Here is a 13,298-nt window from a genome sequence, read left to right on the forward strand (position 1 = left end):
TCATACCGCTCGCTTGAGTTGTGGTTGTGGCTAAGCGGCTTCCTTGCGTGGGCTCCCCACCCACGGACGTACGGCACGACCCGTCCTGCCTTCCATGGCAAGCGACCAGCTTGTGGCCGGTCGCTGAGGTCTCGTTGCTAGGTTTGAAGCACTACCTGTTAGAGGTAGCTGTTCAGGATCTCGTCGACATAGCCTTCAGCCCGCAGCTGGTCCAGCGCGGCCTGCAGCTTGTTCACCACCTCGTCGGGCACTTCTTTGTTCAGCGCCAGGAACAGCTCGGCCTGGTTGAAGCGCAGCACGGTTTTCAGGCCGCCTACGCCTTCCTGCTTGGCCAGATAGCGGCCAGCGGGGTCGCCGGTGGCCCAGAGGTCGATCTGGCCCTTCTCCAGCTTTTTGGCGTTTTCCTGGTCACGCAGGGCGGTGATCGGTTCGAGCTTCTGTTGGGTCAGGTACTCGGCGATGGCATCGCCCTTGTAGGCGCCCACCTTGTACTTGCGCGCGTCTTCCAGGCTGCCCAGGGCGATCGAGCTGTCGGTGCGAGCCAGCATGATCCAGTCGTCGGGACCGATCGGGCCGACCCATTTGAACGACTGCTCGCGCTCAGGCAGGCGCGCAGTGACGAATACGCCATAGCCCGGCTTCTCCAGCGCCAGCTTGTAGATGCGATCCCAGGGGAAGCGCAGGGTCAGGCTGTACTTGACCCCGGCACGCTTGAACATTTCACGGACGATGTCGACGGCGATGCCATCGATATTGTCTTCCTGGGCGAAGTTCTTCCCGTTGATCGACATGTTGTAGGGCGGGAAGTTTTCGGTCAGGAGAACGACGCTGTAGTTCTCATCCACTTCGGCACGAGCTGCACCGGCAAACACCATGAGGGTACCGGCCAGCGCCAGCAGCAGGCGTTTCGACATTAGCGATTACCTTCCAGGAGAGATGGGAAATGCGCTGAGCTTAACCCCGTGGGAACGGGGCTCGGGCATCAGCAGCCCAGGCTGCGAAGTCCGTCACGCGAGCAGCCTGGGCGAATGCTAGGCAAGAATCGTGCTCAGCGCACCAGGATTCCGCGGCTGGCGAGATAGGCCTTGGCCTCGGGCACGGTGTATTCACCGAAGTGGAAGATGCTCGCCGCCAGAACGGCGTCGGCCTTGCCCTCGAGGATGCCAGCAGCCAGGTGCTCAAGATTGCCGACACCGCCGGAGGCAATCACCGGAATGCCGACGGTTTCGCTGATGGCGCGAGTGACGCCCAGGTCGTAACCGCTCTTCACACCGTCCTGGTCCATGCTGGTGAGGAGGATTTCACCGGCACCCAGGTCTTCCATTTTCTTCGCCCAGGCCACAGCGTCGAGGCCGGTGGGTTTGCGTCCGCCATGGGTGAAAATTTCCCAGCGTGGTGTTTCCCCCGGGCCGGAGACTTTCTTGGCATCGATGGCAACCACGATGCACTGGGAGCCGAAACGGGAGGCGGCCTCGCCGACGAATTCCGGCGTAAAGACAGCAGCGGTGTTGATCGACACCTTGTCGGCACCGGCATTGAGCAGGTTGCGGATGTCCTGCACGGTGCGCACGCCGCCGCCCACGGTCAGCGGGATGAACACCTGGCTGGCCATGCGCTCCACCGTGTGCAAGGTGGTGTCGCGGCCGTCGACGCTGGCAGTGATGTCGAGGAAGGTGATCTCGTCGGCGCCCTGTTCATCGTAGCGACGGGCGATTTCGACCGGGTCGCCGGCGTCGCGGATGTTCTCGAACTTGACGCCCTTGACCACGCGACCGTTGTCCACGTCGAGGCAGGGGATGATGCGTTTTGCCAGTGCCATAACATTGCTCTCGTAGGATGGGTCGGGCGGCGTTCCGCGGAGCGCCGCGATACCCATCGATCTGTCAGTAGTTGATGGGTTGCGCCGCTGCGCGACTAACCCATCCTACGGCTCTCGGCCAGCGAGGGCTTCAGCGTAATGATCAGCCCTTGTAGCTGTCGCAGAAGGCCTGGGCCTCGGCGACGTCCAGGGTGCCTTCGTAGATGGCACGGCCAGTGATGGCGCCGATGATGCCGGGGGCCTTGGCGGCCAGCAGCTTTTCGATGTCGCCGAGGTTGTGGATACCGCCCGACGCGATCACCGGGATGCGGCTGGCGGCGGCCAGGGCCGCAGTGGCCTCGACGTTGCAGCCCTGCATCATCCCGTCCTTGGCGATGTCGGTGTAGACGATGGCGGAGACGCCATCGGCCTCGAAGCGCCTGGCCAGGTCCACGGCCTGCACGCTGCTGACCTCGGCCCAACCGTCGGTGGCGACGAATCCGTCCTTGGCGTCCAGGCCCACGATGACCTTGCCGGGGAAGGCCTTGCAGGCCTCGGTGACGAACTCGGGCTCTTTCACTGCCTTGGTGCCGATGATCACGTAGCTGACGCCGGCCTTGACGTAGTGCTCGATGGTTTCCAGGGAGCGAATGCCGCCGCCGATCTGGATCGGCAGGTTCGGGTAGCGCTTGGCGATGGCGGTGACCACTTCACCGTTCACCGGCTTGCCTTCGAAGGCGCCGTTCAGGTCCACCAGGTGCAGGCGACGGCAGCCGCCCTCTACCCACTTGGCGGCCATGCTCACCGGGTCGTCGGAGAACACGGTGGAGTCTTCCATGCGGCCCTGGCGCAGGCGCACGCAGGCGCCGTCCTTCAGATCGATAGCGGGGATAATCAGCATCGGTTCAACCTGTTCGAAGTCAGTGGAATCGGCTTGGCGCTCAGCTTTTCTCAAGCGCCCACAAGTCACTCTCGATGCTTTCGAACCTGTCTTTCAGGTGCGCTTGCACATCGGAGATCGCCTTGTTGTAGAAATGTGGCGCGAACTCCTGGGCGAAGAAGTCGAGCACTTCCTCGGCCTCGAAGGAACCCAGCTCCAGCTCGAAGCGATCGGCCATGAAACGCTTGATCGCCAGCACCGCGTCCTGGGTCTGTGCGGCGTCGAGTTGCAGGCTCGGGGTCTTCTTCGCGCGGCTCATCGGTTTACCAGCGGCCGTCCCAGGCGGCGAAGTTCTGCAGCAGCTGCAGGCCGTGGGTGTGGCTCTTTTCCGGGTGGAACTGCACGGCGAAGCGCGAGCCTTCGGCCAGCGCGGCGGCGAAGTCCTTGCCGTAGTGACCGCGACCGACTACCTGGGCAGGGTTGCCGGCCTCGACGTAGTAGCTGTGCACGAAGTAGAAGCGCGCCCGATCAGGAATGTTGTGCCAGAGCGGGTGGGCGACACTCTGCTCCACCTCGTTCCAGCCCATGTGCGGCACTTTCAGGTGCTCGCCATCTTCCACCAGGCCCTTGCCGAAGAAGCGCACCTGGCCGGGGAACAGGCCGATGCAGTCGACCCCGTCGTTCTCCTCGCTGCGCTCCAGCAGCGCCTGCATGCCGACGCAGATGCCGAGGAACGGACGATCGCGACTGACCTCGCGCACCAGCTCGTCGAAGCCCAGGCGACGGATCTCCGCCATGCAATCGCGGATGGCACCGACGCCAGGAAACACCACCCGGTCGGCTTCGCGGATCACGCTGGCATCACTGCTGACCAGCACACGGCCGGCGCCGACGTGTTCCAGGGCCTTGGCAACCGAGTGCAGGTTGCCCATGCCGTAGTCGATGACTGCAACCGTCTGCATCAGAGCACGCCCTTGGTGGAGGGCATCTGACCGACCATGCGCGGGTCCCGCTCGACGGCCATGCGCAGGGCGCGGCCGAAGGCCTTGAACACGGTTTCGATCTGGTGGTGGGTGTTATGGCCGCGCAGGTTGTCGATGTGCAGGCTCACCAGGGCGTGGTTGACGAAGCCCTGGAAGAACTCCTGGAACAGGTCGACATCGAAGCCACCGACCACGGCGCGGGTGAAAGGAACGTGCATCTGCAGGCCGGGACGACCGGAGAAGTCGATGACCACGCGGGACAGGGCTTCATCCAGCGGCACATAGGAATGGCCGTAGCGGACGATGCCCTTCTTGTCGCCAATGGCCTGGGTGAAGGCCTGGCCGAGGGTGATACCGACGTCTTCCACGGTGTGGTGATCGTCGATATGCAGATCGCCCTTGCACTCGATGTCCAGGTCGATCAGGCCGTGACGGGCAATCTGGTCGAGCATGTGCTCAAGGAAAGGTACGCCGATATCGAAGCGCGCCTTGCCAGTACCATCCAGGTTGATCGAGACCTTGATCTGGGTTTCCAGGGTATTGCGTTCGACGGATGCCGTACGTTCGGCCATCACCAGCTCCACAAAAGGCTCACAAAAAAGAGCGCCATTATAGGCCGCCGGCCGCTGGCGCGGCTACCGACGACGGTCGGCGGGGTTTACACTGCCGAGCCGCGTCCGCAATGCCCTCCAGGAACCCCCATGCCCGTGATCGTAGAGACCCTGAATTGCCCGTCCGAGCAGGATCGCGGCGACCTGGCGAAAATTTACGCCGATGCTCCGGACTGGCTGCTGGCGCCCTACGCCAATGCGGCGGAACTGGTGGAACGCGGCCTGGCCGACGGCCTGTTGGTGGCCGGGCGTTTCAACGATCGCCTGCTCGGCGCAGCGCTGATCGAGCGCGGGGAGGAGCACTGGCGGTTGTCCCACCTCTGCGTGCGCAAGGTCACCCGCCATCGCGGCGTTGCCCGTCGCCTGGTTGAGGAAAGCGCTCGCCTGGCGCGGGAAGCAGGCAGATCGCTGGCCCTGGCCGCTCCAGAGGGCCATCTGGAAAGCCAGGCCCTCGCGGCTCGCTTGCACCTGCCGCTGGAAAGCCTCTAAGCCCCCTGCGCTGAACCGACGGCCAGAATCACCATCAAAAGTCCCTGACCAGGGCGCCGAAGCCCCACGCCACTGCACGCCATGACTGATGGCCCGGCGCTATACTCGGCACCTTCAATTCACGCGATCCATCACAAGGACTGGCCAATGAAAGCCTTCGGAAAAATCCTGGGCCTCATCTTCCTCGGGCTGTTGCTGATCATAGTGGCCCTGGGCTTCGCCCTGACCCACCTGTTCGACCCGAACGATTACAAGGACGAGATTCAACAACTGGCCCGCGACAAGGCCAACCTCGAACTGACCCTCAACGGCGACATCGGCTGGAGCCTGTTCCCCTGGCTCGGCCTCGAACTGCACCAGGCGACCCTGGCCAGTGCCGCCAGCCCGGAAAAGCCCTTCGCCAACCTCGACATGATCGGCCTGTCGGTGCGCGTACTGCCGCTGCTGCGTCGCGAGGTGCAGATGAGCGACATCCGCGTCGAAGGCCTCAACCTCGATCTGCAGCGCGACGACAAGGGCCACGGCAATTGGGAGGATATCGGCCGCCCGGCGAAGGCTCCGGAAACTGCCCAGGCCGGCACGCCGACCAGCCCCGCTCCGACCGACGGCGCCCAGCAGGCGCCCGCTGCCGAAGAACCAGCGCGCCCGGTCAAGCTGGATATCGACAGCCTTACCGTGCGCAATGCGCGCATCAACTACACCGATGCCAAGAGCGGTCAGCAATTCAACGCCGAAGGCATCGAACTGGTCACCGGTGCCATCCGCGAGGGAGCCAGCATCCCGGTCAAACTCAGTGCCTTCTTTGGCACCAACCAGCCGGTGCTGCGCGCCAAGACCGAACTCACTACCAACTTGCGCTTCGAGCGCGCGCTCAAACGCTACCAGCTCGAGGACCTGAAGCTGAACGGCGAAGCGTCCGGCGAACCCTTCAAGGGCAAGACCCTGACCTTCAACGCCCAGGGCCAGCTGCTGGCCGATCTCGCCGCCAACGTCGCCGAGTGGAACAGCCTCAAGCTTTCCGCCAACCAACTGCGCGCACTCGGTGAACTCAAGGTGCATGACCTGAACAAGGGCGCACGGCTGGAGGGCGGGTTGTCCATCGCCCCGCTCAACCTGCGGGAGTTCCTGACCGGCATCGGCGTCGAACTGCCGCCAATGAGCGACGCCACCACGCTGCAGAAATTCGAGCTGGTCACCAAACTGGGCGGCAGCCCCAACAGCCTCGCCCTCGAAGGCCTCAACCTGAAACTGGACGACAGCAGCTTCAGCGGCCGCCTGGCCGTGGCCGACTTCGCCCAAAAGGCCGTGCGCATCCAGCTCAAGGGCGACAAGCTCGACCTCGACCGCTACCTGCCGCCCAAAACCAAGGCCAAGCAGGAAGCCCAAACCGCCCGCCAGGCCGAAGTAAAGCCCGCTGTAGCCGCCGCGAGCCAGGGCACCACGCCGCTACCGAACGCGCCAACCCAGGCTGCCTGGAGCGAAGCACCGATACTGCCAATGGACCAGCTGCGCAAGGTCGATCTGCAAGCCACGCTGAACCTCGGCCAATTCACCGTCGACAAACTGCCTCTGAATGACGTCAGCCTCAAGGCCAACGGCAAGGGAGGCCTGCTGACCCTTGAAGACCTGCGTGGGGGTCTGCTCGGTGGCAGCTTCCAGGCCAGCGCGCAAATCGACGCGCGTCCGGCAGTACCGCTGCTCAAGGCCCAAAAACGCATCAGCAACGTGCCGGTGGAGAAACTCCTCCAGGCCCAGGAGCAGAAGCCACCGGTGCGCGGCCTGCTGGACATGACCGCTGACATCACCAGCAGCGGCAATAGCCAGAAGGCCTGGATTGACGGTCTCAATGGCACCGCCAGTTTCTCCCTGAACGACGGCGCGCTGCTCGACGCCAACCTCGAACAGCAACTCTGCCAGGGCATCGCCACCCTCAACCGCAAAACGCTGAGCAGCACGCGCAGCGGCAGCGAGACCCCCTTCCGCGAGCTCAAGGGCTCGCTCACCTTCAACAATGGCGTGGCCAACAACCCCGACCTGCGCGCCAGCATCCCCGGCCTCAACGTCAAGGGTGATGGCGCAGTCGACCTGCGCGTGCTCGGTCTGGATTACCGGATCGGCGTAGTCATCGAAGGCGACAAGAGCGCGATGCCGGACCCGGCCTGTCAGGTCAACGAGCGCTACGTCGGCATCGAGTGGCCACTGCGCTGCCGCGGCCCGCTGGAGCTGGGCGCCAAAGCCTGCCGCCTGGACAAGGACGGTATGGGCAAGGTGGCCGCCAGGCTGGCCGGCGACAAACTCAACGAGAAACTCGAAGAGAAGCTGGGCGACAAGGTCAGCCCGGAGCTGAAAGACGCGCTCAAGGGGTTGTTCAAGCAATGACCCCCGAGCAGTTCTCCGGCGCCGTGCTCGACTGGTACGACAGTCATGGCCGCAAGGACCTGCCCTGGCAGCAGGGCATCACCCCCTACCGCGTCTGGGTGTCCGAAATCATGCTGCAGCAGACCCAGGTGAGCACCGTCCTGGGCTACTTCGATCGCTTCATGGAGGCCCTGCCAACCGTGCAGGCGCTGGCAGCCGCGCCGGAAGACGAAGTACTGCACCTCTGGACCGGCCTCGGCTACTACACTCGCGCCCGCAACCTGCAGAAGACCGCGAAACAGGTGGTGGCCGATTACGACGGCCACTTCCCCTGCGACGTCGATCAACTGGCGGAGTTGCCTGGCATTGGGCGCTCCACCGCCGGCGCCATCGCCAGCCTGTCCATGGGCCTGCGTGCACCGATCCTCGACGGCAACGTCAAGCGCGTCCTGGCCCGCTATGTCGCGCAGGACGGCTATCCGGGTGAACCGAAGGTCGCCAGGCAACTCTGGGAAGTGGCCGAGCGCCTCACCCCGTACCAGCGAGTGAACAACTACACCCAGGCAATGATGGACCTCGGCGCCACCCTCTGTACCCGCAGCAAACCCAGCTGCCTGCTATGCCCATTGCAGAGCGGTTGTCGTGCGCACCGGCTAGGCCGGGAAACGGCTTACCCCGCCCCGAAACCGCGCAAGGCGCTGCCCCAGAAGCGCACCCTGATGCCCCTGCTGGCCAATGGTGACGGCGCCATCCTGCTCTACCGTCGGCCGTCGAGCGGCCTCTGGGGCGGGCTCTGGAGCCTTCCGGAACTGGACGATCTCGACGCGCTCGCCCCGCTGGCCAACCAGCATTCGTTGCAGCTCGGCGAGCGCCGCGAACTGCCCGGCCTGACCCACACCTTCAGTCATTTCCAACTGGCCATCGAACCCTGGCTGGTGGCCGTGGAGGGCAGCGTCCCCATCGTGGCCGAGGGCGACTGGCTCTGGTATAACCTCGCCACCCCGCCGCGCCTGGGGCTCGCCGCCCCAGTGAAAAAGCTGCTCAAGCGCGCGGCCGATGTATTGAATGCAGGAGAACCGCGATGACCCGCACCATCATGTGCCGCAAGTACAAAGAGGAACTGCCGGGCCTGGAGCGTCCGCCATATCCGGGCGCCAAGGGCGAGGACATCTTCAACAACATCTCGAAGAAGGCCTGGGATGAGTGGCAGGCGCATCAGACCATGCTGATCAACGAGCGCCGCCTGAACATGATGAACGCCGAGGACCGCAAGTTCCTCCAGGCTGAAATGGACAAGTTTTTCTCGGGCGAGGACTACGCCCAAGCCGAAGGTTATGTCCCCCCGAGCGCGTAAGCGCCCGTAATAACTAAAAATTTTTTCAGAAGGGTGTTGACGAGGGGCCGCTTAATCCGTTTAATAGCGCCCCGTTGCCCAGGTAGCTCAGTCGGTAGAGCAGGGGATTGAAAATCCCCGTGTCGGCGGTTCGATTCCGTCCCTGGGCACCATACATCGGTGTCTAGCAGTCCCCACGATGCTCGGCAACACAGAGAAACCGGCCCTAGCGCCGGTTTTTTTGTGCCCAGCGTTCCCGTCGGTTCCCTTGTAAGCCCAAAACTTTGTGAGTAGATTCGTGAGTAGACCCAGTTCGGTCATGGATTTCTACTCACACGCCGGCCGCTAACCTGCGCCTGGCCCGGCTTCGGGGGACATCCCTTGCCACTCACCGATACCGCCGCCCGCACCGCCAAGCCGAAGGAGAAGCTTTACCGCCTCTCCGACTCCTTGGGCCTGTGCCTGGAGGTGACGCCCACCGGCGCCAAACTCTGGCGGTTCCGCTACCGGTTCGCCGGCAAGCCGAAAATGATCAGCCTGGGCGCCTACCCGGCCGTCACCCTCGCCAAGGCCCGCGAGCGCCGCGATGCGGCGCGTTCACTGGTGGCCGAAGGGATCGACCCCAGTTCGCACAAGCAGGCGGAGAAACGCACCCGCGAGGCCGAGGCGCACACCTTCGAGATCCTGGCCAACGAGTGGTACGCCTACAACTCCCCCCGCTGGGCAGAGTCGACCGCCTACAAGGCCCGGCTCTACCTGGACAACGACATCATCCCGGCCATCGGCCGGCGCCTGGTGGCCGAGATCACCCGCCCTGATCTGGTGGACCTGGTGCGCAAGGTCGAGAAGCGCGGCACCCTGAATGCCGCCGGCAAGATCCGCCAGTGGTTGAACCAGATTTTTCGCTTCGGCCTGGCCAAGGGGGTGGCCACCACCAACCCCGCCACGGACCTCGACGTGGTGGCGGCCCACGCGCCGCGCGCACGGCATCATCCGCACGTCCCCCTGGCGGAGATACCCGAGCTGCTGGAAAAGCTCGCAGCGGCCTCCAGTGACGCCCCGACGCGCCTTGCTATCCGCCTGCTGCTGATCACCGGCGTCCGCCCGGGCGAGCTGCGCACGGCGCCCTGGGATGAGTTCGATCTTGATTCGGCCACCTGGACCATTCCGGCGGCCCGCATGAAGGCGCGCCGGCCGCACATCGTCCCGCTGCCCGCCCAGGCCGTGGTCATGCTACGCGAGCTGGCCGAGATCACCGGCTGCTATCCGCTCGCCTTCGCCGGCAAGCAGAACCCCGACCGACCGATGAGCGAGAACACCATCAACAAGGCGCTGCGCCTGATCGGCTACGAGGGGCGTCAGACCGGCCACGGCTTCCGCCACCTGCTGAGCACCGAGCTGAACAGCCGCGGCTACAACCGCGACTGGATCGAGCGCCAGCTCGCCCACGGCGACAAGGACGAGATCCGCGACACCTACAACCATGCCCACTACCTCGAGCAGCGCCGGGGGATGATGCAAGCTTGGGCGGACGAGATCGACGCGCTATGCGCTGGCGCCAACGTTGTGGCCATTCGGAGGGCCTGATGGACGAGAAGCAGACGCCTACTCATAAGCGTTTTGGCGGACCGCTCGATGCCTTGATCGAAGAAATTGGCATGACCGGATACACGCTGGATCGCATGGAGCGCCTGGCACGCTTGTGCCTTCCCTCTGCATCCCATGCAGATCCTGAAGAAGATTTAGTCTCCTTTGGCTTTGAGCAGTTTCGCGCTATCGCCCTTGAGCATCCGGATATTGCGGACGACCTCCAGGGCGCTGTTTTCTCGTTGATGCTTGCCGTCGTATGGCACACCAACGAAGAAGCATGCGTAGCGATTCAGCGAGAGCGGGCCATGCTCGGGCCGCTGGCGAAACTGAAGGCCGAAAAGGAAAGAGCAATGGAGCGCGCCAGAGAGATTGCCGCTGACCTGTGGTCGGGGGAGTTCCGCGATCTCCGCGTCGGGGATATGGCCGATCGAGTGTACCGACAGCTGTCCTCAGAGGGCTTTGACGAAAGCCTACCCGGAGGTTCCGAGCGCTTGAAGGAGTGGATCAAGCCCGTAGCTCCCGAGCACGCACGCCGCGGAGGGCGACCCAAGAAAACACTGCGCCCGTAACGAATAACCCCTTTTCCGCTACGGAAAACCCCATTTCCGTAGCGGCCGTATAATTTTTCTCTTTCCCCTTCCCCAGCAGCATTTGCCCATCGCACCCAGACAGCCCCAAGGAGGCCGCAGCGATGGCAAACCAAGCCAGCCCCCACCGCTTCATCCGCCGCAAAGAGGTCAAGGCAAAGACCAGCCTCAGCGACTCCGAAATCTACCGCCGCATTCACGCCGGCACTTTCCCTGCCCAGGTAAAGCTCTCCGAAGGCCATGCCGTATGGATCGAGGCCGAGGTTGATGCCTGGATCGAGGCGCGCATCGCCGAAGCTCGCGGGGTGGCCGCCTAATGGACAAAAAGAAGGCCGACCAACTGGCCAGCCCTGAAAAAACGCAACGTAATACTATCACGACCACCAATGCCCCCACCAAGGCCTCCCGCATCCTCGCCTTCCTGGTGGAGGGTGGCAGCCTCAATCGCTTCGAGGCCGAGCGCCTGGGCGACCACTGCCTGAACTCCACCATCAGCGCCCTCAAAAACAACTGGGGGATTGTGTTCGTCTGCATGGATGAGAAGGTCCCCACCAACTGGGGCAAGTCCTGCCATGTGACCCGCTACAGCCTGCCCGAGAGCCGCCTGGATGAGGCGCGCCAGATCCTGGAGTTCATGGCCGCCGGCCGGAGGTGCGCAGCATGATGAATTCCGCTCCCGCACACCTTGCGAAAGTGTGTTTTTGTGATAATGTGTTTTTGTGTCTCAACGAAAGGAGCCGCAATGACCAAAGCCATAGTCACGGAACGCGCGTTGTTCGCGAGGATCGACCGCAAGTTGGCCAAGGATGGGGAGCGGCTACGCCGCTGCAAGGAGGATTCGAGGGCGTTTTCGGAACTCGGATCGCTGTACGTCGTGAACGTGAACAGCAACACCATCACCGCCAAGCACTGCGACTTGGAAAAACTGGGGAGAGAAATCGGAGCCCTCGCGGACTGGGAGGTACTCGAAACCGACTGACCCGTTTCGCAGAGCGTAAAGGTGCCGGACCACTGCGCCAACAGTGGTCCGGCTATCACAAGGCGAGCATTTGAGGAGATCGCCATGCAACAAGCAAATCATACCCGCAATCCGTCTGCATCTCACGCTATCGACCTGGACCTCCGCCGCGAGGTAAACCGCCGCTCCGCAGTCGTTCAATCTGCCGGCATCGGCCTGTGCGCCCTGGCCGAGCTGCTGGGCGCTGATGGCTCGGAGCACCACATGACCGAGGAACTGACTGAAGGAGTCGCCAGTGCCGTCCTGGCCATCGGTGCGCTGATGAACGAGATCGGCCTCCGTCTCTGGGAAATCAGCGAGGAGGAGCAGCAATGAGCGACTTCATCAAGTTCCGGGCTGAAGCGGTCGGCGCCACCATCATGCACGCCAGCCTGGCGGTCCAGTCCATCGCCAAGCTGCTGGAAGAAGACCAGATCCGCCGGGAGTCTCACGACGGTAGCGAGTTCTTGACCGCGCCCAACCTGGGCGGCCTGTTGAGCGGCCTGAAGGTCTTGGGCACGGTGCTCTATGAGAAGGGCCTCGAGGTCGAACAGCTGGCCGAACAGGACGGCGCGTGAATGGTGGCGAACCGGCGCAAAGCCAAGGGCCGGAGCCCGTCCGGAACCTACGCTGTCATTCCCCATGTGGTGATGGACAGCGAGGACTTCCTGGCTATCTCCGGCGCCGCCCTAAGGGTGCTCCTGGGGCTGCTACGGCAGTTCCGGGGCGCCAACAACGGCAACCTTTCGGCAACTATCCAGCAGTCGCGGGTGTGGGGCGTAAAGAGCCCGTCGACGCTGGTTATCGCCCTGCAAGAGCTGATGGACCGAAACCTGATCATCAGGACCAGGGATCCCAAGTACTGCAACCCCGGCGGCATCTGCGCCCTCTATGCGCTCTCCTGGCTGGCCATCGACGAGTGTGGCGGTCGTCTGGACGTTGATCCGACGGCCACCCCACCACGGAAATTCAGCCTCGAAGAATCAAATCACCCTGTTCGAAAATCGAAGTCGACCACTTCGAAAATCGAAGTACCAGAGGCGGTCTGAGCGATGAAAATCACGTTTGGTCCTTCGAAAATCGAAGCACTGTCGAAGAATCTGGTCCTTCGAAAATCGAAGACCTTTTTATTTACCATGGGAACCATGGGAAAAGCGTCTTGTGCTCTTCCTGCTCCACCGCTCCAAAAAGCCTTTCAGACCCCGGGCGGCCCCCTCGAAAACTTTCCCGACTCGATTGCGGACAAAATGCGGACAACTTTCGGGGGTGGCGTATGACGTGCTGCTGCCCGACCTGCGGCCAGGCTCTGCCGGTTGATCCGGTGGAGGCCGAAGCCGAAGCCATTCGCCAGTGGTGCCGGAACAACGGCGTGGCGATCCTGCTGCCCACCGTGGCCGATCGCAGGATCACCGGCAGGAAGCTCCAGGATAGGCGCATGAAGGTGTGGTCGCGCAATCCCCACTGCGCCCACTGCGGAAGGCTCTGCGACTTCCCGGCCGGGTTCGAGCTGGATCACAAGGTGCCGCTGTACCAAGGTGGCAGCGATACCGAAGACAACTGCCAAGTGCTGTGCTCCGGCCTCGATGGTTGTCACGCCAAGAAGACAGCGAGCGACCTCCACGGCGCCTGACCAGGGGGGGGGTAGTCGGATATTCCAAACCCCTTCCTACTG

Annotated in this window: 19 protein-coding genes and 1 tRNA gene; 14 read left to right on the plus strand and 6 right to left on the minus strand. The window is 63.4% G+C overall.

The genetic code is table 11. From position 1 onward, the window contains the following. Positions 1–158: 158 nt before the first annotated feature. From FFS60_RS05805 to hisB, 6 genes are all read right to left on the minus strand, one after another. Positions 159–914 carry an ABC transporter substrate-binding protein gene (locus tag FFS60_RS05805; RefSeq protein ID WP_028629878.1) on the minus strand — a complete coding sequence of 252 codons (756 nt, stop codon included), beginning with the start codon at positions 912–914 and terminating at the stop codon, positions 159–161. A gap of 134 nt (positions 915–1,048) precedes the next feature. After that, positions 1,049–1,819: an imidazole glycerol phosphate synthase subunit HisF gene (gene hisF, locus FFS60_RS05810; RefSeq protein WP_028629879.1), complete on the minus strand. Its 771-nt coding sequence runs from the start codon at positions 1,817–1,819 to the stop codon at positions 1,049–1,051. 142 nt (positions 1,820–1,961) lie between these two features. Next, positions 1,962–2,699, minus strand: a complete 738-nt coding sequence (gene hisA, locus FFS60_RS05815) for a 1-(5-phosphoribosyl)-5-[(5-phosphoribosylamino)methylideneamino]imidazole-4-carboxamide isomerase (RefSeq protein WP_016495212.1) — start codon at positions 2,697–2,699, stop codon at positions 1,962–1,964. A 40-nt stretch (positions 2,700–2,739) separates the two neighbouring features. Next, complete coding sequence (locus FFS60_RS05820) at positions 2,740–2,997, minus strand: DUF2164 domain-containing protein (protein WP_028629880.1); 258 nt, start codon at positions 2,995–2,997, stop codon at positions 2,740–2,742. Between the two features lie 4 nt (positions 2,998–3,001). Beyond that, entirely contained in the window at positions 3,002–3,640 is a 639-nt protein-coding gene (gene hisH / locus FFS60_RS05825) for an imidazole glycerol phosphate synthase subunit HisH (RefSeq protein ID WP_137821380.1), read from the minus strand. After that, positions 3,640–4,233 carry an imidazoleglycerol-phosphate dehydratase HisB gene (gene hisB / locus FFS60_RS05830; RefSeq protein ID WP_137821381.1) on the minus strand — a complete coding sequence of 198 codons (594 nt, stop codon included), beginning with the start codon at positions 4,231–4,233 and terminating at the stop codon, positions 3,640–3,642. Before hisB ends, hisH begins: the two co-directional genes overlap by 1 nt. A gap of 129 nt (positions 4,234–4,362) precedes the next feature. Here hisB and FFS60_RS05835 point away from each other — a divergent pair, with 129 nt between their 5' ends. From FFS60_RS05835 to FFS60_RS05900, 14 genes are all read left to right on the plus strand, one after another. Further along, on the plus strand, positions 4,363–4,761 hold the full coding sequence (locus tag FFS60_RS05835) for an acetyl-CoA sensor PanZ family protein (RefSeq protein ID WP_028629883.1): 399 nt from the start codon (positions 4,363–4,365) through the stop codon (positions 4,759–4,761). 147 nt (positions 4,762–4,908) lie between these two features. Next, positions 4,909–7,140, plus strand: coding sequence for an AsmA family protein (locus FFS60_RS05840; protein WP_137821382.1), 2,232 nt, complete (start codon positions 4,909–4,911; stop codon positions 7,138–7,140). Next, positions 7,137–8,204, plus strand: a complete 1,068-nt coding sequence (mutY, locus tag FFS60_RS05845) for an A/G-specific adenine glycosylase (protein WP_137821383.1) — start codon at positions 7,137–7,139, stop codon at positions 8,202–8,204. Before FFS60_RS05840 ends, mutY begins: the two co-directional genes overlap by 4 nt. Then, positions 8,201–8,473: an oxidative damage protection protein gene (locus FFS60_RS05850; RefSeq protein ID WP_028629886.1), complete on the plus strand. Its 273-nt coding sequence runs from the start codon at positions 8,201–8,203 to the stop codon at positions 8,471–8,473. The genes mutY and FFS60_RS05850 overlap by 4 nt, the downstream gene beginning before the upstream one ends. Positions 8,474–8,549: 76 nt before the next feature. After that, positions 8,550–8,625: transfer RNA gene (locus tag FFS60_RS05855), tRNA-Phe, on the plus strand. A gap of 208 nt (positions 8,626–8,833) precedes the next feature. After that, a complete protein-coding gene (locus tag FFS60_RS05860; protein WP_137821384.1) occupies positions 8,834–10,039 on the plus strand; it encodes an integrase arm-type DNA-binding domain-containing protein in 1,206 nt (401 codons plus the stop codon). Next, complete coding sequence (locus FFS60_RS05865) at positions 10,039–10,611, plus strand: hypothetical protein (RefSeq protein ID WP_137821385.1); 573 nt, start codon at positions 10,039–10,041, stop codon at positions 10,609–10,611. Before FFS60_RS05860 ends, FFS60_RS05865 begins: the two co-directional genes overlap by 1 nt. 122 nt (positions 10,612–10,733) lie before the next feature. Next, on the plus strand, positions 10,734–10,946 hold the full coding sequence (locus FFS60_RS05870) for an AlpA family transcriptional regulator (protein ID WP_137821386.1): 213 nt from the start codon (positions 10,734–10,736) through the stop codon (positions 10,944–10,946). Next, on the plus strand, positions 10,946–11,293 hold the full coding sequence (locus tag FFS60_RS05875; protein WP_137821387.1) for a hypothetical protein: 348 nt from the start codon (positions 10,946–10,948) through the stop codon (positions 11,291–11,293). Before FFS60_RS05870 ends, FFS60_RS05875 begins: the two co-directional genes overlap by 1 nt. Positions 11,294–11,371: 78 nt before the next feature. After that, a complete protein-coding gene (locus FFS60_RS05880; protein ID WP_137821388.1) occupies positions 11,372–11,608 on the plus strand; it encodes a hypothetical protein in 237 nt (78 codons plus the stop codon). Positions 11,609–11,692: 84 nt separating this feature from the next. Next, on the plus strand, positions 11,693–11,962 hold the full coding sequence (locus FFS60_RS05885; protein WP_137821389.1) for a hypothetical protein: 270 nt from the start codon (positions 11,693–11,695) through the stop codon (positions 11,960–11,962). Continuing rightward, on the plus strand, positions 11,959–12,204 hold the full coding sequence (locus tag FFS60_RS05890) for a hypothetical protein (RefSeq protein ID WP_137821390.1): 246 nt from the start codon (positions 11,959–11,961) through the stop codon (positions 12,202–12,204). Before FFS60_RS05885 ends, FFS60_RS05890 begins: the two co-directional genes overlap by 4 nt. Then, a complete protein-coding gene (locus tag FFS60_RS05895; RefSeq protein ID WP_137821391.1) occupies positions 12,205–12,675 on the plus strand; it encodes a hypothetical protein in 471 nt (156 codons plus the stop codon). It begins immediately after the preceding gene. Between the two features lie 224 nt (positions 12,676–12,899). Continuing rightward, complete coding sequence (locus tag FFS60_RS05900; RefSeq protein ID WP_137821392.1) at positions 12,900–13,256, plus strand: HNH endonuclease; 357 nt, start codon at positions 12,900–12,902, stop codon at positions 13,254–13,256. Positions 13,257–13,298: the final 42 nt, after the last annotated feature.

The organism is Pseudomonas sp. D(2018) (assembly GCF_005502555.1).
Classification (GTDB): Bacteria; Pseudomonadota; Gammaproteobacteria; order Pseudomonadales; family Pseudomonadaceae; genus Metapseudomonas; species Metapseudomonas resinovorans.